The following is a 19,802-nucleotide window of genomic DNA, read 5'->3' on the forward strand; positions in this document are numbered from 1 at the left end:
CCCGGTAAATGGATCGGGCCAGGGCATGGTTGATTTCGGGCTTGCGGACAAGGCTGAAGGAGGTGAGTGACTATGACGTTGCTCGACGCCCGTACGGAAGATAGCATCGGCCCTGAGCGTCAAGAATAAACTCAAGTGACAAAATCCCATGGACGTGCGACGAGCACACCCCCTTTGCCATCAGTGCCTAGAAGTCGCCGCCCGGATAGACACCCTCAGGCAACGTGAAGCAGGGAGATCCAGAATCGATACGAATTGTGTCGGGGTCCCATCCTGCAGCCACGATATAATTCTCTGCAGTGTTCAATGACCGTAACTGGATTTCGTAATTTCCCACATTGTCAATATCTGTTTCGATATCGAACTCGCTGTCCTGGTAGTGCGCTTCGATATCTTTCACCAGTGGCTCCGGTTCAGTACCCTCCGTCAACGTAACTGTGGCTGATCCGAGCCAGTTATGTTGTGTTTCGCTGCAACTGAACAGGGTACCGGTTTTCTTGTTATGGATCTTGACGGCCTTGGCTTCGGGAATCAGCTCCGCGATCTCCAGTTGCATGGCCAACGTCCGGGCCTTGGCCTCCTGCCATGTCAATTCGCTCTCCACAGCGCCTCCCTCCTCCGTTGTCGTCACGCTGGTCGGGTCCCCAGACTGATCACTTGGCATGCATCCGCTGAGACCTGCCATCAGCACCACCGCGGCGATGGCTGTCAATCGTGTCCGGATCACTTCATTACCTCGTTGAGCAGGTGCTTCAGCACCTTCCTATTCTCTTGGCTGTTGGTGGCGATGAGAGTGTGGTCGTCAATCGGGTTCCCATCAGGCAGGATACTTCCATGGTTAGGCCTGTTGTAGCCGTGATTAGTAAATGATTCATGTGTAATTGGTACCTTACCGTCCCAAACCTGACCCGTTCGTTGCGCCCAGAGTAGGACGTCGTCCTTATACGCGAAATTCGAGTACAGGGTCTCCGCATTCGGAACCCACTGTTCTTGCATCCCGGCCCCGGAGAGGGATATCGACTTCTCATACTCGGCACCGAAGATTTCAGAGCTCGTGAGGTTCTGGTACCCCCAGCTGTGCCCGATCCCGACCTGCTCGGTGCCCTGAAGGAGCGGATCGGTTTTCATCCCCGGCTGGAAGCTTGCCAGCTGCCGTCCAGCGTCCAATCCACGCCCTGGATCGTTAGCCTCACCAAGGCGGCCGAGATCCGTCCCGCGCTCACGCTGGTTTTCCCCCGGGAAGAGCCCGTCTTTGTACACGAACGCCACCGTACCCGGGGCTTCTTCCACCAGGTACCTGGAGAATTCCTGGGTTCCACCGTCGTAAAAACTCTTCAGGCTCGTAAACGTGCCCGGAACATACGTGGCCACCCGCCGCGTGTCCTCGCTCGGGGTGCCGATCATCTCAACACCGAATACCCGCTCGATGCACGAAGCTCCACCTTGCTGCCGGGGCCGCGTAGCCCGGCCCACCACTTGGCGACCAGTTCCGGGGGCACTGACGCCAGGGGGTTGACCCATTCCGGATTCCCCGACGCAATTTCCGCCTCCAGTGGAAAATCACGGAACCGACGGCGCCCGGGCACCCGATGAAAGATCCGGGCCAGGGCATGGTTGATTTCGGGCTTGCGGACAAGGCTGAAGGAGGTGAGTGACTATGACGTTGCTCGACGCCCGTACGGAAGATTGCATCGGCCCTGAGCGTCAAGAATAAATCCAAGTACCAAAGTCCCAGGGGCACCCGGCGAGCACCCATCTTTGCCATCAATGCTTAGAAATCACCATGCGGATACTCTCCTTCAGGCAAGGTGAAGCATGCAGAGCCAGAAGCGATACGAATTGCATTCGGGTCATCTCTGACGATGATGTAGGACGCTGCAGTGTCTGGAGAGCGTAGCTGCACCCGATAATTTCCAGTGATGCTGAGATCTGTTTCGATGGTGAAGCGGCTGTCCTGGTACTGCGCTTCAATCGCCTTGACGAGAGGCTCTGGTTCTGTCCCCTTGCTCAGAGTGACAGTGGTCGCCCCATTCCAATTGTGTTGTGTTTCACTGCAGCTGAATAGAGTACCGGTTTTCCCTTGGTCGATCTTCACCACTTTGTCTTCGGGAATCAACTTGGCGATCTCCAGTTCCATGGCTTGCGCCTGGGCCTTGGCCTCCTGCCACGTCAACTCGTTCCCCACAGGTGCGGCCTCTTTCGTTGTCGTCGATTTGGACGGTTCACCGTACTGATCACTTGGCGCGCATCCAGTGAAACTTACCATCAGCGCCACCGCAGCGACTGTGAATCGCACACGATTCATCTCTTCACCAACTCCCTCATGTCTTCGAGCACTTTCATATTCTCTTGGCTGTTAGTCGCGATGATGGTGTGATCTTTTTTGCTGTCAGCGGAGATACTGTTGTAAAAGGAGGTGGGTCTAATACCAGCAAGCATGCTTGAACAAGTTGCACGCGAAGCCCAGGGTCAGCCCTGCTTCTCCAACGGCTCCACCAGGGTGTGCACGCTGTGCTCCTGACGGGAAAGGGTAATCACGGCGCCGAAATGGGTCTCGGGGCATACTCAGTACTTCTTGTCGGTGGTTGCCTCGGCTATGCGATTGTCCAGTGCCGGATCGTGACCCGCGCAGTCGGCACTCCGCATTGGCGACCTGCTGGTGAAAGACCAACGCCCGGGACATGGATCTCGGCGTCACCGGCTCGCGACCTGGCCGCCAGCCGGCTGCCCGAAAACGGGAAGGGCCGCCGACCCGGGAAAATCACGGAACCGACGGCACCCGGGTACCCGATGAAAGATCCGGTCCAGGGCATGGTTGATTTCGGGCGTGTGGACATTGATGAGGCCGGAGGCTGACTAGGACTTTGGTCGACGTCAGTACAGAAGGCCGCATCGGTCTTGAGCACCCAGGGGCATCCAGCGAGCACCCACCTTTGCCAGCAATGCTTAGAAATCACCACCCGGATACTCGCCTTCAGGCAAGGTGAAACAAGCAGAACCAGAATCGATACTGATCGTCCCCTGGCCATCCTTGACGATGATGTAATTCTCTGCAGTGTCCGGAGAACGAAGCTGCACCCGATAGTCTCCGACAATGTCGACATCTGTTTCGATGGTGAAGCGGCTGTCCTGGTAATGTGCTTCAATCGCCTTGACGAGAGACTCTGGCTCTGTCCCCTTGCTCAAAGAAACAGTGGTCGCCCCATTCCAATTGTGTAGTGTTTCACTGCAGCTGAATAATGTACCGGTTTTTCCCTGGTCGATCTTCACCACTTTGTCTTCGGGAATCAGCTTGGCGATCTCCATTTCCATGGCTTGCGCCCGGGCCTTGGCCTTCTGCCACGTCAACTCGTTCTCCACGGGGGTGCTCCTTTCTATTCCGACCGTACTGGTGGGTTCACCAGACTCGCTGGGCGCGCACCCCGTAGTACCTAACAGCAGCGCCACCGCAGCGACAGCCAATCGCACTCGAATCATTTCTTCACCAGCTTTTGCATGTCCTTTAGTACTTTCTTATTGTCTTGACTGTCGGACGCGATGACGGTGTGGTCGTCAGCCAGGCCGCCCTCACCGAAAGGCCTGGCGTAGACATGGTTCTCAAAAGCCTCATGGGCACGTGGCACTTTACCGTCCCAAACCAGCCCCGTATCTTGCGTTATGTACAAGCCATCTCCCTCGTATACGTAATTCGTGTATTGCGTTTCCGCATCGGGGACCCACTGTTCATGCATCCCGGCCCCCGACAGGGAAATGGACTTTTCGTATTCGGCACCAAAAATTTCGGAACTCGTGAGGTTCTGATACCCCCAACTGTGTCCGATGCCGATCTGCTCGGTTCCCTGAAGCAGCGGGTCCGATTGCATCCCGCGCTGGAAGCTTGCAAGCTGGCGTCCAGCGTCCAAGCCACGTTCCGGGTCGTTCGCCTCACTAAGACGAACATTATCTTGCTCGCCGGCGTAGGGGTCTTCCCCCGGGAAGATTCCGTCCTTATACACGAACGCCGTCGTACGAGGAGCCCAACGGACCAGGTACTTAGAAATTTGTTGAGTACCGCCATCGTAAAAACTCGCTCGGCTCGTAAAGGTGCCGGGAATATACGTGATCACGCGCTGAGTATCCTGATCCGGGGCTCCGATCATTTCAATGATCCGCGACTTCCCACGGTCGTACAAATACAACTGCACATCCCCGGACCTAACCTTCTTCAGGTACTCGATCTCCTTCACGAGGAATTCCCGGCGCCCCTCGGTCCGGTACGCCATCGGGTCACCGACAGCGACTTTCCGAAGCATGGCGAGCTCCGACTCGGCCGCCTCGATATCCGATCCCGCAACCAATTCATTGGCATACACACGGTCCAGCGCAGGGATTCCGTCCAAGGACCCGAACACCTTGGGTGCAGATCCCAGTAGAACCCGCTGCTGCACCGAATAGCCGTTCGATGCATCAAGCTCCACCTTGCTGCCGGGGCCGCGTAGCCCGGCCCACCACTTGGCGACCCGTTCCGGGGGCACCGAGGCCAGGGGGTTGACCCATTCCGGATTCCCCGACGCAACTTCCACCTCCAGTGGCGAAGCCGTGGCGAGAAACGTCAGGAGGGTCTCCCCGGGCACCTCGCTCGGGGAGATAGCCAGGGCCAGAGACGTCGTGGACAACTCAATCGGCACGGTCAAATCGGCGCCTTGCCCGGCGGTACGGAACGCGTCCGCAATCCACCACAATTTCTCGTCATCATCGCGGTCATCCTTGTTAAACCGAGAGACGGCCGGAGCGAACGCGTCCACGTCACTCAACGCCCACGAGCATGAAGCCTGGAACTGACCAAGGGCACGCACGACGCGTTCGCACGTCTGTTCAACGACTTCGCGCTGTTCGGTGAACAGTGCTGACGCCCGCTTCAAAGCGTCCGGCACGGCGGAACTCGTGCCCGAGCCCCCGCCGGTTGCCCACACGTGAGGCTCGAAGACCATCGGTGGGAGAACCACTTCGGGGCGGCGAACCTCGGACTCGGAGAACCATCCAGGAAACGTAAGCCCCAGAACCCGGGCCCTCACATACTCGGCACCAACAGCCATGAAGCCGTCCTAGGCCAGATGCCACAGGGCCTTCGCCTGCTCGTTCTTTAGTTCCTGGCGGGCCTGTTCGGCCTGGGTCTTCGCGAACCGCACCTGACTTGTCAGATTCTCCAGCGCCCCGACCACTATGTTCCGTGCCGCCGACTGCGCAGCAGCATTCCGCTGGAACATCACGGCGAACGGCCCACGAAACTCATCCAGCGCCCCTCCGGTCACAGATGCTCGCGGCCCACGCTGCTCGCTCAACACCGCAACTGCCTCATCGCACGCGGAGATCAGCTGATCGGCGACACTTTCGTCAAAGTCCATTCGAAACCTTTCCCATACGGAACCTTGGAACGCCCACCCGTGCGCTGGCAATGCCCAGCAAGCGGAAGACGGCACGCTGGCAGTCCTCAACAGTCAGAAGTAGCCCGGTCCTGCGGCAGCAACGGTGTCGCTAGGCGCCGCACACCGTGGTGACAACATCTTGAGAAGGGCACTGCAGCCGGGTCCACGCTTCGCGCTCCGTGCGCGCTTCATCGAACGTAGCCATCGTATCCATATACCGACGAATGACCAAATGGTTTACTAACTGCGAGGTTCCAAGATTCGCGATATGGAGGAACTTCACCCTCTACTCGCGGACGTAGGCCATGTCCATCGCGGGTGTGAGGCCATCGGGGCCGGTCAGCCCGTCCTTCTTGAAGGTGTTGCGCAGCAGCAGGACTTCGCTCGGGTCGATTCCCGACACGTGGAAAGTGCTGCTGACCCTGAGGCGCCCCTCGAATCCGGCCACGGGCAGCGTCTAGCTTGGCAACCTTGAACGCGCGCTACTCGACCACGGAGAAGCCGAATCGTTGCCGCCAAGCTCCTATTTGTGCGTCCGCATGTCCGAAACCAACCATGATGCCGGTTGAATCGGCCAGACCGAGCCAAGGTTGCGCCTCGGCAGCAGTGCCGATGTCGTGCTCCTTCCGCCTCCGATTCCCGGAAGGCACCGTTGTTGTCCACAGCCGGGCGCTGCCCGGACCGCATGGCAACGTTCATCGTATGGTCTTGAGTGCATGGGTTCTCACGAATGGGGCGATGCTGGAGCAGGAAGCAAGCGGCACCAGGATCCGGGCCTGGGGCGGCTTGCAAATTTCCTCCGCGCTGCGCTGGCACGGCGGCCGAAAGACGAACCGGAGCCGGAACCGGGGCCAATCGATGTGCGCGGTTGCTGGGCGTTGGCCGCGACCTGGGCCGCGGCGCTGGGCGGGGTGCAGCTGGCCGAAGCCCGCCAGGTGTATTGGGCGGTGGGGCTGTGGCTGGCCGCCGGCACGGGGTTGCTGGCGTTGCTGCGTCCCCGGCACGGGCGGCTGGGCGGAGTTGCGACGCCCAGCTTTGCAGCACCGGCACTGGCCTGTGCCGCTGCCGCGTTGGTCTTCACGCAATTGGTGCTGACCGGGGCTGGCAGCAACCCGGCCGAGCTGGAGGCAGCGGCGTCCGGCGGGTCGCCGGTGCGTGTCCAGCTCGCCTTCACAGCAGCCCCGAGGGCCGGGAGCGTCATCGACAGGTTCTCCGAGGACGCCCGGGAACATCGACAGTTCACCGTCGAGGCGCGCGTGCTCTCCGTGGCCCGGCGAGGGAACTGGGTCGTCTCCGGAGTGCCGGTGCGGCTGAGCTATGCCGAATCCCGCGCCGGAGGCGTCCCGCCGGCCGGCGGCAGCACCGTCGAGGTGCTGGCCAAGGTTTCGGCCGCCGAGCCCGGGGACCGGCAGCGCTTCTGGCTCAACGCCGCCGCGGACCTGCTGCCGGTGGGCGAGCCCAAGCCGCCTGGGGTGTTCGAGGCGATGCGCGCCCGCTTCGTGGCGGCCTGCGCATCGCTTCCGCAACCGGCCCGAACCCTGCTCCCCGGCATGGTGTTCGGGGACCGCAGCGGGACGGACGAGGCCCTTAATGAGGCCATGAAGGTGGCCGGACTTTCACATTTGAGTGCTGTCAGCGGGGCAAACTGTGCCATGGTGCTGGGCTTCGTCATTTCCCTTGGTCGCATGCTGGGACTCGGCCGGCTGCCTACGCTGGGGCTGGGTCTGGCGGCGTTGCTCGGATTCGTGTTCCTGGTGGGCTACGAACCCAGTGTCCTGCGCGCGGCGGTGATGGGGACCATCGCCGCGGTGGGCCTGCACGCTTCCCGCGGCAGAAACGCCCTCGCGGCCCTGATCCTCGCCGTCGTGCTGCTGTTGGCCATTGATCCCTGGCTGGCCGGCGAGCCCGCCTTCCAGCTATCGGTCCTGGCCACTGCCGGAATCGTGGTCATCGGCCGGCGGATGGCCGCTGGGCTGAATCGGTGGATGCCTGCCATCCTGGCGGAGGGGACGGCGATTGCGCTGGCGTCGCAGATCGCCTGTCTTCCGGTCCTTGTGGCGCTGAACCCCGCCTTCTCGCTGTACTCGGTTCCGGCGAATCTCCTGGTTTCGCCCTTCATTGCCCTCATCACCGTGGCGGGGACGCTGGCCGTGGTGGTCCTGATGGTGTTCCCGCTGGCGGGCATGGCACTGGTGTGGGTGGCCGGGATGCCCACCATGCTGGTGGGTCTGGTGGGAACCTGGATTGCGTCGCTGCCCGGGGCGCTGCGTCCGTGGCCGGTTGGGGTGGCGGGCGTTCTGCTCGCGTGGGGAATCGTGCTGGGAACGCTGGTGGCACTGGGCCACGTGCATCCGTCCTCCGGATCCTGGAGATCGCGCATGCCCCTGGCGGCACAGGGCGTGGTGACCGGGGTGCTGCTGGGCCTGCTGTTGCCGGTCACCGCGCTGGTGCCGGCACCCGTCGTCGACTGGCTGGTGGTTGCCTGCGATGTCGGCCAGGGCGACGGGTTGTTGATCAATGCCGGAGTCGCCGGGGCCGTGGTGGTCGACACCGGCAGGACCCCGGAGGACATCGCGGCCTGCCTGCAGCGGATGCGCGTGAGGAAGGTGGCCGCATTGTTCATCACCCACCGCCATGCGGACCATGACGGCGGGATTGCCGGGGTGGGTGAGCGGCGGCCCGTGGAGGACCTCTATTACTCGGCGGCCGATGACCCGGCGAACCCGCCCCGGCTCACCGACTCCCGTGGCATCAAGGTGCCCGCCAGCCAGCTCGGTTCCGGCGCGACGGGAACCGCCGGCACGGTGGCCTGGCAGGTCCTGGGCCCGATCCCCAACGGGGTGTTCACGGGAGAGAACGACGCTTCCCTCGTCATCCGCTTCGAGATCGAGATGCCGGGGAACCAGCGCCGGATCTCCATTCTGGCGACCGGCGACATGGAGGATGAAGCCATGGACCAGCTCATCGACAAGGGACTTATCGGGCACGCGGATGTGCTCAAGGTTTCGCACCACGGCGCCGAAAATGGCGGCGTGCGCACGGCGCCGACGGTCCGCCCGGCGCTGGCGCTGGTCAGTGTCGGCAGGGAGAACACCTATGGGCACCCCTCGGACGAGGCCCTGCGGGCCTTGGAGGAGAACAAGGTGGCCGTGATGCGCACCGACCTCAGCGGAACCATCATTGTCGGCTGGGACGGGGAAGGGCTGCGGGTCTCCTCGCTGGGTCCGGCCGAGGAATCGACACCGACACGGATGCCGGCAAAGGGCCGTGGGTGACGAAGCTTTTTCGGGTTGGCGATAGGATCGATGGGGTTCGTCAAACACTAGGTAAAGGTCGGTCATGGCAGCGCCACGAGGAGCATCCAAGAACGCGGGCATTTCATGGCGGTCCGTGGCCCCTGCCCCGCTGATCCTGTTGCAGGGTACCGAGGAGTTGCTTGCCACACGGGCCTTCGACACCGTGCGCAGCACCCTGCGTGCGGGCGCCGAGATCGAGTTGACCCGCTTCGAGGCGAGCAGCTACGAGCGCGGGGAAATGCTGCTGGCATCCAGCCCGTCCCTCTTCAGCGAAACGAAGCTGATCGAGGTCCGTGGCCTGGCGACCATGAACGAGGATTTCCTCAACGACGCCCTGGCCTACGCGAAGTCCCCGGCACCCGAAGTCACCCTGGTCATGCACCACGGCGGGGGAGTGCGCGGCAAGAAGCTGCTGGATGCCCTCAAGGCCGCCGGGGCGGTGGTGGTTGACTGCCAGCCGCTGAAAAAGGACGCGGAAAAGATCGACTTCGTCACCCAGGAATTCCGGGCCGCAAAGCGCAAGCTCAGTGCCGAGGGCGCACGCGCCCTGGTTGCCGCCCTGGGCAGCGACCTGTCCGAATTGGCTGCCGCCTGCTCGCAACTCTTGCAGGACACCACCGGAGCCATCGACCAGGACATGGTCGACAAGTACTACGGCGGGCGCGTGGAGGCCACCGGATTCAAGGTGGCCGACGCTGCGTTGGCTGGCCGGGCGGACATCGCGCTGAGCACCTTGCGCCACGCCCTGGCCACGGGCACCGACCCGGTGCCCATCGTTGCGACGCTGGCCATGAAGCTGCGCCAGGTCGCCAAGGTCGCCGGGGCGCGCAAGTCGTCTGGGCAGCTCGCCAGTGAACTCGGCATGCCGCCCTGGCAGGTCCAGCAGGCCCAGGAACAGGCCCGGCACTGGAACCCCGACGACCTCGCCCGCTGCATCCGGCTGGTGGCCGAAGCCGATGCCCAAGTCAAGGGCGCCTCGCGGGATCCGGAATACGCCGTGGAGCGTGCCGTAACCCAGATTTCCCTGGCCGCCCGCCGCTAGTACCAGGCCGGCGGGACGCTGAGTCGGGAGCACGGCGAAGAGCCTGCCATGTGCTTTCGATTTCCCCTCGCCGGCAGTCTCGAATTGCCGTGGAACGCAACCACGTCCCGCGCCAAAGCCGCGTCGATCGCTACCGGTTCCGGGCTATGCTCACAGCATGAAGCAGGGAAAGTCCGTTGTCCTGGCCGCCGGGTTGCTGGCGGTGTTCATCACCGTTGTCTTGGCCGTAGTCAAGCCCGGGGCCGCCTGCCCGGCTGTGGCGTGTGTTGACGTGGGCGACGTGGAGATCGAATTTGCGGCCGAGCCCTACTCGGTGGCTGCCTGCTTCGGGATCGAATGCAGTCCGCAACCTGTCGCGAGGTCGGCTGAGGGAAAATGGGCAGTTCCGCAGTCCCCGCCGTACCTCCCGCCGGAACCGGGTGCCCGCGGTGGGGAAATACGCGGTCACGTCACGACTCTTCGGGTGGTGGCCACAGGCTCGTCGGGCCTTGCGGTGGATCGCTCAAATGCCATCCGGTCGGAATCCACCGGTGCTTTCCGATTCTGGACCGTTTGCCCCGGTCCCACAAGATACTTGCCGGTGCAGGTGCCCTGAGCGCAGGGGTGAACGAAGGGTTCTCGACTTCGCGGAACGATCCCCACCCGACTAGCCCGTGAAGCGAGGGGCCCACACTGGGCCCGGATGATGGACGTCCACCGGAATTCCCCTAGATCGGCCCACAACGACGCACGTCGCGGGGGAGGACTGCCGTCATCAAACACGAAAGGCTCCCTTTCCCCTAGAAATGGAGGAAAAGGAGCCTGACGATTCAGTGAAGCAATCCTTAGAGGGCGTTAACCTTCTTGGAGATGGCCGACTTGTGGTTGGCTGCGTTGTTCTTGTGCAGCACACCCTTCGTAGCGGCCTTGTCGATCTTGCGACCTGCTGCAACCAGGGCAGCTGCTGCTGCATCCTTGTCTTCGGCTGCAACGGCAGTGTTCACTGCGCGGATTGCGGTGCGAAGCTCGGACTTGACGGCAGCGTTACGCTGGCGCGACTTCTCGTTGGTGAGAATGCGCTTCTTCTGGGACTTGATATTAGCCACTGTATTAAACTCTCTTGCTCATCGCTTGTATGGTCGGTGAGGGATATCTTCCGGGCCATTGACTGAGCGGCGTGGGGATACCTATGGCGACCCGGGAGAAGTGCCCGTCGACCTGCGCGGACACACAAGAAGTAATACTAGCAGGTTCGGATGGCCATCACGAGTCGAGATCGTGGGCCAGCGCTGTGAGCTACGACTGCCGTGGCGAAGCGGGGATCGCGGCTGTGCCCGTGCATTGCACGTGCCCGTACGGCGATGGCCGGCACCCGCAGTGCGGAGGCCGGCCATCGCCGTCGTGGTCGGGAGGCTAGTGGGCAAGTTCCATGAGTTCATCGATCGACACCGCGGGACCGGGGACCGGGCGCCCCAGGATCGAGGACAGCACCTCGAAGAGCGCGGCCCCGGGATCCTGGACCATGCGGTGGGAGCGCCATCCGATGTGCTTGTCCGGGCGGACCAGGATGACGCCGTCCTCATCGACCTCGCGTTGGTGCAGCCAGTCGCCGTAGAGGTCCTGCACCTCGAGGCCCTCGCCGATGACGACTGCGGCAAGTTCGATGCCCAGCCGCGAGGCGACCTCGGCTGCGGCGTCGGCCCATGCCTGCCCGGTGATGCCGGTGAAGAGGGTGAACCCGGTGCCCTTGGCAATGTCGTGGGTGGAGAACTTCCGGTCCCTGTCGCCGATCCAGGCGTGCGGCAGGCGCAGCCCGGGGTATGTCGACTTCTGGTGATGGAGCATCGGGTCCTGCGTTGGTTCGGGCCGCGTGCCGCCGTCGGAAACCACCGCGCTTGATTCGTAGAACTGGCCGATCTCCGTGCCCTGGGCATTGAATTCGTAGTCCTTGTTGTCCAGTGCGGCCCGCAGCGCCTTGCGGCGTGCCGCGCCCTCGGGCGAGTTCTCCTTGCGCAGCTTCAGCTTCTCGGTGAACTCCTCGTCGGTGGTCGCATCGGTGACACCCAGGGCATCGAAGATCGGCTTGTACTCGCGTCCGGAGTCGTTGGCGCGGGTGACGATCTGCTTGGCCACCGGTGCCCGTTCGGCCGAATAGGTCTCCAGCAGCTCCTCGCCGGCCTGGCCCTTGATGACTGCCGCCAGCTTCCAGGCCAGGTTGTAGGCGTCCTGGATGGAGGTGTTGGAACCCAGCCCGTGGCTCGGCGGGTGCTTGTGGATGGCGTCTCCCGCGCAGAAGACGCGCCCCTTCTGCAGGTGCGTGGCGTATTGCTCGTTGTTTCCCCAGAGCGAGTAGCCCAGGATCTCCACCTCGAGGTCCTCGATGCCGACCAGGTTGCGGATGACCCTGATGGCTTCGTCGTTGTCGAGGACCGGGGGCTCGCCGTTGATGTCGAATCCCCAGCAGATCAGCCACTCGTTCCACGGCCTGACCATGCGGATCAAACCGGCGCCCAGGCCGCCGATGTTGGAGCCGGGATTGAAGACCCAGTAGAGGATCGACGGACGGTGGGCGGCCAGGTGGGCGAGGTCGGCCTTGAAGGTGATGTTCATGGAGCCGCCGATGTCCATGGCGCCTTCCATCGGCAGGTCGATGTCCGCGGCCACCTTCGAGCGCGCGCCGTCGGCGCCGATGAGGTACTTGGCGCGGATCGTGTACTCGTGTCCGGTGAGCCGGTTCAATACCTGCACGCTCACGCCCTCGCTGTCCTGGGTGTGGCCGAGGTATTCGGTGGAGAACTGCGTCTGGGTGCCGCGCATGGTGGCGTTCTTGAGCATGATCGGTTCCAGCAGGGTCTGCGGGATGTCGCAGGGCATCGAGGGGGAGGCCAGCTCGTAGTCGGCGCGGCGGTCGGGGCGCAGGCCCCAGGTGGGGCGGCGGCCGATTTCCTCGCCCGCCATGGACTCGCAGTAGACGGTGTCACCCATCAGTTCGTGCGGCGTCGCCTCGGCCAGGACCTGGTCCTCGATGCCCGCGTCGCGAAGCACCTCCATGGTGCGCTGGTTGGTGATGTGCGCCCGCGGCGTGTTGGCGGTCCAGCGGTACTTGGTGATCATGATGTTCGCGATGCCCTGGTTGGACAGGAACAGCGCCGCGGAGCTGCCGGCCGGTCCGGATCCGACGATCAGCACGTCGGTCTGGACCACATTCGCGGTCTCCGGTGAAGCGGTTTCGGTGATTCCATCATTGAAAACAGGCATTTCGTGCCCCTCTTTCTTGGACTGGTGCTCATTGCCCTGGGGGGCGGAGCCGGGTATGCCTCGAGTGTTGCAGCTCACATGGCCGTCGCGGACCGGACTTGGCCCCGGTGGCCGCACAGTTCCAAAACATGTCCGTTGCGTGCAAATACCCGTGGCGAACCCGTTGGCTGCCCGGGCGGGACCTTTCGGGTGGCTGTGATTCGGGATACACTTTTGGGTCCATGGGCGAGAATCAAGATGATGTCACGCGGGTATCCGCTGCCGGGCAGGGAGTGGCCGGCGAGGCCCTCCCTGCGGTGCCCGGATCCAGGCCGGCCAGTCAGCTGCGTTTCAGCACCAATGGCATTCCGGCCACAAATCGGCTCGAGCTGTGGGAGCACCACAATGCCAGGGCATTGATTCCCCTGGATATCAGGACGATGGACGAGGCGCCGCTGGAGGCCAGGGAAATCAGCCTGCGCCACGGGGCGCTTCGATTCGGCGGGGTCACCGGCAGCGCGCAGGTGGTGGAGCGCAGTGAACGATTCATTCGGCAGAACCCCACGGACGCGATCGCCGTCTTCTTCACCCTGCGCGGGGAGGCCCTCTTTTACCACCGCGACGGCCACGAAATCGTCAAGCCGGGCCAGGCCGTGATCTGCGACGCGGACCGTCCGTTCATGCGCGGATTCAGCAGTGGCCTGAAGGAAATGGTCCTGACCATCCCGCGCGAGGACTATCTGGAACTTGCCGGAGGCGAGACGCTGTCCAGGCCCCGGATCACCGACTTCAACCAGGGAGCGGCGTCGAACCAGCAGATGCGGGCGCTGGCCACGCTCGTCAGCGACACGCTGTCCGGGCAGGCCGGGGACCCCCGGCATCGGCCGGGGGCCGTGCTGGACCTGCTCGCCCTCCTGGTTTCCGGCGACGGCGGCGCCTCCGGCACCGGGTACCTGGCCGCGGCCCACAGTCACATCGAGGACCACTTGTGCGACCCGCAGCTCGGCACGGCCCGGGTTGCCGCGGCCATCGGGATCAGCGAGCGGCACCTGTCGCGGATCTTCGCCGAGGCGGGGGATTCGCCCGGGACCTACATCCGGGAGCGGCGCCTGGAACTGGCTCGGGAGATCCTGGCCGATCCGGGAAGGCAGTCAACGCCGGTGGGGGCCATTGCCCTGCGGGTCGGATTCGCCTCGCAAAGCTACTTCGCCAGGGCCTTCAAGTCCCGGTATGGAATCACTCCGCTGGCGCAGCGCCGCGAGGCGCTCGGGGGTACCGCGCCGTAGTGCCGGCCGCGGGCGCTGCGGTGTGGTGCGGCCGGGACCCCGTCAGGAAGCGGCGAGGCGCTCGGCGACGCGGGCGAAGGCCTGCTGTCCCAGCACCGCACCCTCGCGCCGGATCCCGGCTTCCTGCAGGCGAATGATGCGGTCCAGTTTCACTTCGCTGGGGCGGCCCTGCCGGTCCCAGGACCCGGTGCCGATGTCCACGTAGTCCCAGTCCCGGGATTGCCCGTTGTTGCGGTCCTTCGAGGTGAGCATCAGCGCGAGCAGGTACTGCCCCTCCTGCCCGACCAGCAGCACCGGCCTGTCCTTGCCCTGGGCGTGGTCCTCCTCGTAGGGCACCCAGGCCCAGACGATTTCCCCCGGGTCGGGCCGGCCATCGGCGCGCGGGGAATACGCCGCATCCACCGTGCCGCGGAAGTCCCCGGGGTAGCCGCCGAACTCCCAGCTCCCCGCCCCGGCCGCCGTCCCGGGTGCAGTTGGGGCCGAGGGGCGCCGGCGGTCGGTGGCGGCGGGGCGCCGGCCGGCCGGGCGGCCGGTGCCGCGCTGCTTGCTGGCCGCGCCGCGGAGGGCGGAGGAGAGGGCGCGGCCAAGGAACCTGAGGACGGAGGCGGTGTTGAACTTCATGTGGTCAAACTACCAGTTGGAGCATGTACCTGAGTCGCAATGCGACACCGTGCCCCAATCATGGGAGAATGGCCTGTGCGAAGTATTTTGCACCCCCAAACATTTTCGTCCCCCATTAGCGAGGTCCCTTACGTGTCACCCATGGCCCGCACCGCACCGGTGCCTGCCGCGACTGATCCGGCGATCATCAGAAACTTCTGCATCATCGCCCACATCGACCACGGCAAGTCGACCCTGGCCGACCGGATGTTGCAGCTCACCGGAGTCGTCTCCCAGCGCGATATGAAGGCCCAGTACCTGGACCGGATGGACATCGAGCGCGAGCGCGGAATCACCATCAAGTCCCAGGCCGTCCGCATGCCGTGGGAGGTCGACGGGCAGTCCTACGCGCTGAACATGATCGACACCCCCGGGCACGTCGACTTCACCTATGAGGTCTCGCGTTCGCTGGCCGCCTGCGAGGGCGCCATCCTGCTGGTTGACGCCGCCCAGGGCATCGAGGCCCAGACGCTGGCTAACCTCTACCTGGCCATGGAGAATGACATGACGATCATTCCCGTGCTCAACAAGATCGACCTTCCGGCAGCGCAGCCCGAAAAGTACGCCGCCGAGATCTCCAAGCTCATCGGCTGCGACCCGGAGGACATCCTCCAGGTTTCGGGCAAGACCGGCATGGGCGTCGAAGCGCTGCTGGACAAGGTCGTCCGCGACCTGCCGGCACCGGTCGGCGATCCGAACGCCCCGGCCCGGGCCATGATCTTCGACTCCGTCTACGACACCTACCGTGGCGTTGTCACCTATGTCCGGGTCGTCGACGGCAACCTCTCGCCGCGCGAAAAGGTCCAGATGATGTCCACCGGCACCGTCTACGATCTGCTGGAAATCGGTGTTTCCTCCCCGGAGCCAAAGCCCAGCAAGGGCCTGGGCGTCGGCGAGGTGGGCTACCTGATCACCGGCGTGAAGGACGTGCGCCAGTCAAAGGTCGGCGACACCGTCACCAACTTCGCCAAGCCGGCCGCAAAGTCCCTGGGCGGCTACCAGGACCCCAAGCCCATGGTGTTCTCGGGCCTGTACCCGATCGACGGTTCTGACTACCCGGCCCTGCGCGATGCGCTGGACAAGCTGCAGCTCAATGACGCCGCGTTGACCTACGTCCCGGAGACCTCCGTGGCCCTGGGCTTCGGTTTCCGTGTCGGTTTCCTGGGCCTGTTGCACCTGGAAATCACCCGCGAGCGCCTCGAGGCCGAGTTCAACCTTGACTTGATCTCCACCGCACCCAACGTGGTGTACGAGGTCATGACCGATGACAAGAAGCTGCGCACCGTGACCAACCCGAGCGAGTTCCCCGACGGGAAGATCCTCGAGGTCCACGAGCCGATGGTGGCCGGCACGATCCTGGCCCCGAACGAATTCGTCGGCGCCATCATGGAACTGTGCCAGTCACGCCGTGGTGTCATGCGAGGCATGGACTACCTCTCCGAGGAACGCGTGGAGATCCGCTACTGGCTTCCGCTGGCAGAAATCGTCTTCGATTTCTTCGACGTGCTGAAGTCAAAGACCCGCGGTTACGCCTCGCTGGACTGGAAGGCCGACGGCGAGCAGGTCTCGGACCTGGTCAAGGTCGACATCCTGCTCCAGGGCGAACAGGTCGACGCATTCAGCGCCGTCACGCACCGCGACAAGGCCTACGCCTACGGGCTCATGATGACCCAAAAGCTGCGCGAACTGATTCCGCGCCAGCAATTCGAGGTGCCGATCCAGGCAGCCATCGGTTCACGCATCATTGCCCGTGAGTCCATCCGCGCCATCCGCAAGGACGTTTTGGCCAAGTGCTACGGCGGCGACATCAGCCGCAAGCGCAAGCTGCTGGAAAAGCAGAAGGCCGGCAAGAAGCGGATGAAGATGGTCGGCCGCGTGGAGGTTCCCCAGGAGGCCTTCATCGTTGCCCTGTCATCCGACGAGCCCAAGAAGAAGTAGCAATGCCCTCTGCCCTGCCCCTCGGGGATCCGGCGCCCTCGGACGGGTTGCTTCCGGCAACCTGCGCCGACGGCGCCGCGGAGCGCACCTTCTCGGTGTACGTCCACATTCCGTTCTGCGCGGTGCGCTGCGGCTACTGCGACTTCAACACCTACACGGCGCACGAGCTTGGATCGGGCTCCAGCCAGGACACCTACGCCGAGGCGGTTTCCGCGGAGATCGCCTTTGGCGCGCAGGTCCTGGAGTCCTCCGGCGTTCCCCGCCGCGAGGTTTCCACCGTCTTCTTCGGCGGGGGCACGCCCACGCTGCTGCCCGCCGGCGACCTGGTCCGGGTGCTGCGTGAAATCCGCACCCGGTGGGACCTGGCCCCCGATGCGGAGATCACCACGGAGGCCAACCCGGACTCTGTGACCCGCGAGTCCCTGCAGGAGCTGGCCGACGGCGGGTTCACCCGCGTGTCCATCGGGATGCAGTCCGCGGTGCCGCATGTGCTGGCCACCCTTGACCGTACGCACAACCCCGAGCGCGTGGGCATGGCCGTGCAGTGGGCCAGGGAGGCCGGCCTGCAGGTGAGCGTCGACCTGATCTACGGGACCCCGGGGGAGTCGATCGAGGACTGGCGCACCAGCTTGCAAACGGCGCTGTCCTACGATCCGGACCATATCTCGGCCTATGCGCTGATCATCGAGGAGGGCACCCGGCTTGCCGGGCAGATCCGCCGCGGCGAGGTCGCCAACATCGACGACGACGACCACGCGGACAAGTACCTGATTGCCGACGAGCTCTTTGCCGCGGCCGGCTACTCATGGTACGAGGTCAGCAACTGGTCCAAGGACGAATCCACCCGCTGCCTGCACAACCTTGCCTACTGGCGCGGCGGCGACTGGTGGGGAGCGGGCCCCGGCGCGCACTCCCACGTGGGCGGTCTGCGCTGGTGGAACGTCAAGCACCCGGCAGCCTACCAGCAGCGGATCGACGCCGGCAGCTCGCCGGCCGCCGGACGGGAAACCCCCGACGCGGAGGCCCGCTACCTGGAGAAGGCCATGCTGCTGACCCGGATCGTCGACGGCATGGACACCGCCGAGCTGGAATCGGCCGGCCGCACGGCCATTGCCGGGCTGATTGCCGACGGACTGGTGGTGCCGGAGGCGGCGTTCGCCAAGAAGGTCGTGCTCACCCTGCAGGGCAGGCTGTTGGCCGATGCGGTGCTGCGGCGGCTACTGGATTTCTAGCCCCCAGACGGACCGCACCCATGCAAAAAGCAAGGCGTGGCCGGTTGCCCCGAGGGGCAAGCGGCCACGCCTTGCTTGTGTGCGTGAAGTCGGGGCTGCTACCGGAAGAGGCGCAGGTTCAGCCCGTAGCGGTAGGGACGGGACTTGTTGGCGTTGATCCCGGCGCGCACGCCGCTGATGGTCAGGAAAAGCCAGATGGCCACCACCAGGATCGCGAAGAACCAGCCGATGCCGGGGATCATCGAGAACAGGTGCAGCACGATGGCCAGCACGGTCAGCGGGAAGGTGAAATTCAGCGCTTCCTTGGACTCCTGCGCAGTGAACGGTCCGCGGGCACGGAACACCGCGTAAATCACCAGCGAGGGAATGCAGCCGAGGATGGCGCCGAAGTGCGCGATCATGGCCCACTGGCGGTCCTCGGAGGGCGTCAGGGGCAAGGGTGCGGCCGAGGAGCCTTCGAATCGATCCGACTGGCTATCGCCCCCGGGTGCATTTCGTGCCTCGTTTACCACTGCTGATGTCCTCTTCGTTGGGTTGGGTGAACCGTTGGCCAGTTTATCCCCAATCCGGTGCCGACGGTGCACATGAAATGCCGCGTGGCGCGGAATCGGGGCCGGAGGGCGGGATTGGCCGGGAATCCGCGCCGTCCACGAGGCCCCACCTGCCCGTTCGCGTGCGACCGGTGAGGAACCTCACGCCGCACCCGGCCGGACGGGTGCCGGGTCCGGGTGTTTTTCAGTGGTCCTCGGCCGTCAGGAAGTCGATGACTTCCTCGACCCGGCCCAGCAGCGAGGGTTCCAGATCCGCGTAGGACCTGACCTGGCCAAGGATCCTCTCCCAGCCCTGGGCGACGTCGATTTGCTCGGCGTGCGGCCAGCCCAGTCCCTTGAGGATGCCCGTCTTCCAGTCGGTTCCGCGCGGGACCACGGGCCACGCCTTGATCTTCAGCACGGAGGGGCGGATGGCCTGCCACACGTCGACATAGGGGTGCCCGACGATCAGCACGTTGCCGGCGGCCCCGGGCACGCGCATGGCCTCGGCCGCGATCTTCGCTTCCTTGGTTCCCGCCAGCAGGTGGTCCACCAGGATGCCGAGCTTGCGTTGCGGGGACGGGGCGAAGGCGCGGATGGCTGCGGCAAGGTCGTCGACGCCGTGCAGCGGCTCGACCACGATGCCCTCGACGCGCAGGTCATGGCCCCAGACCTTTTCGACCAGCTGGGCATCGTGCTTGCCTTCCACCCAGATGCGGCTGGCCCGGGCGGTGCGTGCCTTCAGCTCGGTGACCATCCGCGAACCCGAGGCGCTGCGGGCGGTTCCCCGGGGGGCCGGGGGAGCGGCGGCCGGTTCGATGATTTCCACCGGCTCGCCCTCGAGCAGGAAGCCGAAGCCTGCGCGGAAGGACTTGGTGCGTCCGCGCCTGTCCTCGAGGACCAGCACGCGCATGCCGCCGGATTTCTCGGTGCGGACCACTTCGCCGACCCACCCGCTTTCCACGTCCTCCAGCACCAGTCCGCGCGCCAGCGGGACCCTGCGCAGTGCGCGTTTCTTGGGGGCGCTGATGTCCTGGGCGCCCCAGCCGTGGTTGCTCATCGTGTCACTTTCACCTAGTGGTCAACAGGTCCCGGACCGAGGCATGGGCCGGCGCCGATCGCCACGTCGCGGGCTTCGTGCCATGGTGCGACGAACCGGTGTGTCGAACGCGGCATCGCGGTCTGGGACCAAACCAT

General features: G+C 64.4%; 17 protein-coding genes. 5 read left to right on the forward strand and 12 right to left on the reverse strand.

Annotation, left to right across the window (positions count from 1 at the left end; translation table 11 throughout):
* Window positions 1-187: 187 nt before the first annotated feature.
* The 7 genes from AC6CHY_RS12925 to AC6CHY_RS12955 form a co-directional block, all read right to left on the reverse strand.
* Complete coding sequence (locus tag AC6CHY_RS12925) at window positions 188-712, reverse strand: hypothetical protein (RefSeq protein ID WP_217387937.1); 525 nt, start codon at window positions 710-712, stop codon at window positions 188-190.
* Between the two features lie 11 nt (window positions 713-723).
* Complete coding sequence (locus AC6CHY_RS12930) at window positions 724-1,404, reverse strand: hypothetical protein (RefSeq protein ID WP_498226968.1); 681 nt, start codon at window positions 1,402-1,404, stop codon at window positions 724-726.
* A 367-nt stretch (window positions 1,405-1,771) separates the two neighbouring features.
* Window positions 1,772-2,305 carry a hypothetical protein gene (locus tag AC6CHY_RS12935; RefSeq protein ID WP_498226969.1) on the reverse strand — a complete coding sequence of 178 codons (534 nt, stop codon included), beginning with the start codon at window positions 2,303-2,305 and terminating at the stop codon, window positions 1,772-1,774.
* 641 nt (window positions 2,306-2,946) lie between these two features.
* Window positions 2,947-3,360, reverse strand: a complete 414-nt coding sequence (locus AC6CHY_RS12940) for a hypothetical protein (protein WP_217387940.1) — start codon at window positions 3,358-3,360, stop codon at window positions 2,947-2,949.
* Window positions 3,361-3,473: 113 nt separating this feature from the next.
* Window positions 3,474-5,075, reverse strand: coding sequence for a hypothetical protein (locus AC6CHY_RS12945; protein WP_498226970.1), 1,602 nt, complete (start codon window positions 5,073-5,075; stop codon window positions 3,474-3,476).
* 9 nt (window positions 5,076-5,084) lie between these two features.
* Complete coding sequence (locus AC6CHY_RS12950; protein WP_498226972.1) at window positions 5,085-5,384, reverse strand: hypothetical protein; 300 nt, start codon at window positions 5,382-5,384, stop codon at window positions 5,085-5,087.
* Window positions 5,385-5,691: 307 nt separating this feature from the next.
* On the reverse strand, window positions 5,692-5,853 hold the full coding sequence (locus tag AC6CHY_RS12955) for a hypothetical protein (protein WP_498226973.1): 162 nt from the start codon (window positions 5,851-5,853) through the stop codon (window positions 5,692-5,694).
* 268 nt (window positions 5,854-6,121) lie between these two features.
* Here AC6CHY_RS12955 and AC6CHY_RS12960 point away from each other — a divergent pair, with 268 nt between their 5' ends.
* Both AC6CHY_RS12960 and holA read left to right on the forward strand, forming a co-directional pair.
* Complete coding sequence (locus tag AC6CHY_RS12960) at window positions 6,122-8,680, forward strand: ComEC/Rec2 family competence protein (RefSeq protein ID WP_498226974.1); 2,559 nt, start codon at window positions 6,122-6,124, stop codon at window positions 8,678-8,680.
* A gap of 64 nt (window positions 8,681-8,744) precedes the next feature.
* Entirely contained in the window at window positions 8,745-9,743 is a 999-nt protein-coding gene (gene holA, locus AC6CHY_RS12965; RefSeq protein ID WP_217387943.1) for a DNA polymerase III subunit delta, read from the forward strand.
* 824 nt (window positions 9,744-10,567) lie between these two features.
* On the opposite strand, the gene rpsT is transcribed toward holA, so the two are convergent.
* A complete protein-coding gene (gene rpsT / locus AC6CHY_RS12970; protein WP_217387945.1) occupies window positions 10,568-10,828 on the reverse strand; it encodes a 30S ribosomal protein S20 in 261 nt (86 codons plus the stop codon).
* Window positions 10,829-11,135: 307 nt separating this feature from the next.
* Entirely contained in the window at window positions 11,136-12,980 is a 1,845-nt protein-coding gene (locus AC6CHY_RS12975) for an FAD-dependent oxidoreductase (RefSeq protein WP_217387946.1), read from the reverse strand.
* Between the two features lie 221 nt (window positions 12,981-13,201).
* Between AC6CHY_RS12975 and AC6CHY_RS12980 the strand changes: the two genes are divergently transcribed.
* A complete protein-coding gene (locus AC6CHY_RS12980; protein WP_217387947.1) occupies window positions 13,202-14,245 on the forward strand; it encodes an AraC family transcriptional regulator in 1,044 nt (347 codons plus the stop codon).
* 42 nt (window positions 14,246-14,287) lie between these two features.
* Here AC6CHY_RS12980 and AC6CHY_RS12985 read toward each other — a convergent pair whose 3' ends face one another.
* Window positions 14,288-14,866: a type II toxin-antitoxin system PemK/MazF family toxin gene (locus AC6CHY_RS12985; RefSeq protein ID WP_498226977.1), complete on the reverse strand. Its 579-nt coding sequence runs from the start codon at window positions 14,864-14,866 to the stop codon at window positions 14,288-14,290.
* A gap of 132 nt (window positions 14,867-14,998) precedes the next feature.
* Between AC6CHY_RS12985 and lepA the strand changes: the two genes are divergently transcribed.
* Complete coding sequence (lepA, locus tag AC6CHY_RS12990) at window positions 14,999-16,843, forward strand: translation elongation factor 4 (protein WP_217387949.1); 1,845 nt, start codon at window positions 14,999-15,001, stop codon at window positions 16,841-16,843.
* Between the two features lie 2 nt (window positions 16,844-16,845).
* The gene (hemW, locus tag AC6CHY_RS12995; RefSeq protein WP_498226978.1) at window positions 16,846-18,075 is read left to right on the forward strand and encodes a radical SAM family heme chaperone HemW; all 1,230 of its coding nucleotides are present in this window, start codon (window positions 16,846-16,848) and stop codon (window positions 18,073-18,075) included.
* Window positions 18,076-18,173: 98 nt separating this feature from the next.
* Here hemW and AC6CHY_RS13000 read toward each other — a convergent pair whose 3' ends face one another.
* Together AC6CHY_RS13000 and AC6CHY_RS13005 are read right to left on the reverse strand one after the other, a co-directional pair.
* Complete coding sequence (locus AC6CHY_RS13000; RefSeq protein ID WP_217387951.1) at window positions 18,174-18,587, reverse strand: DUF4870 domain-containing protein; 414 nt, start codon at window positions 18,585-18,587, stop codon at window positions 18,174-18,176.
* Window positions 18,588-18,810: 223 nt separating this feature from the next.
* The gene (locus AC6CHY_RS13005; RefSeq protein WP_217387952.1) at window positions 18,811-19,665 is read right to left on the reverse strand and encodes a DUF3097 family protein; all 855 of its coding nucleotides are present in this window, start codon (window positions 19,663-19,665) and stop codon (window positions 18,811-18,813) included.
* Window positions 19,666-19,802 lie beyond the last annotated feature (137 nt).

The organism is Paeniglutamicibacter sp. GQ140, assembly GCF_059759235.1.

Coding starts and splice junctions, on each gene's coding strand:
- AC6CHY_RS12945 (WP_498226970.1), bottom strand. CDS start 5,075: ATGGCTGTTGGTGCCGAGTATGTGAGGGCCCGGGTTCTGGGGCTTACG.
- AC6CHY_RS12980 (WP_217387947.1), top strand. CDS start 13,202: ATGGGCGAGAATCAAGATGATGTCACGCGGGTATCCGCTGCCGGGCAG.
- AC6CHY_RS12975 (WP_217387946.1), bottom strand. CDS start 12,980: ATGCCTGTTTTCAATGATGGAATCACCGAAACCGCTTCACCGGAGACC.
- AC6CHY_RS12950 (WP_498226972.1), bottom strand. CDS start 5,384: ATGGACTTTGACGAAAGTGTCGCCGATCAGCTGATCTCCGCGTGCGAT.
- AC6CHY_RS12935 (WP_498226969.1), bottom strand. CDS start 2,305: ATGAATCGTGTGCGATTCACAGTCGCTGCGGTGGCGCTGATGGTAAGT.
- hemW (WP_498226978.1), top strand. CDS start 16,846: ATGCCCTCTGCCCTGCCCCTCGGGGATCCGGCGCCCTCGGACGGGTTG.
- AC6CHY_RS12960 (WP_498226974.1), top strand. CDS start 6,122: ATGGGTTCTCACGAATGGGGCGATGCTGGAGCAGGAAGCAAGCGGCAC.
- AC6CHY_RS12985 (WP_498226977.1), bottom strand. CDS start 14,866: ATGAAGTTCAACACCGCCTCCGTCCTCAGGTTCCTTGGCCGCGCCCTC.
- holA (WP_217387943.1), top strand. CDS start 8,745: ATGGCAGCGCCACGAGGAGCATCCAAGAACGCGGGCATTTCATGGCGG.
- AC6CHY_RS13005 (WP_217387952.1), bottom strand. CDS start 19,665: ATGAGCAACCACGGCTGGGGCGCCCAGGACATCAGCGCCCCCAAGAAA.
- AC6CHY_RS12930 (WP_498226968.1), bottom strand. CDS start 1,404: ATGATCGGCACCCCGAGCGAGGACACGCGGCGGGTGGCCACGTATGTT.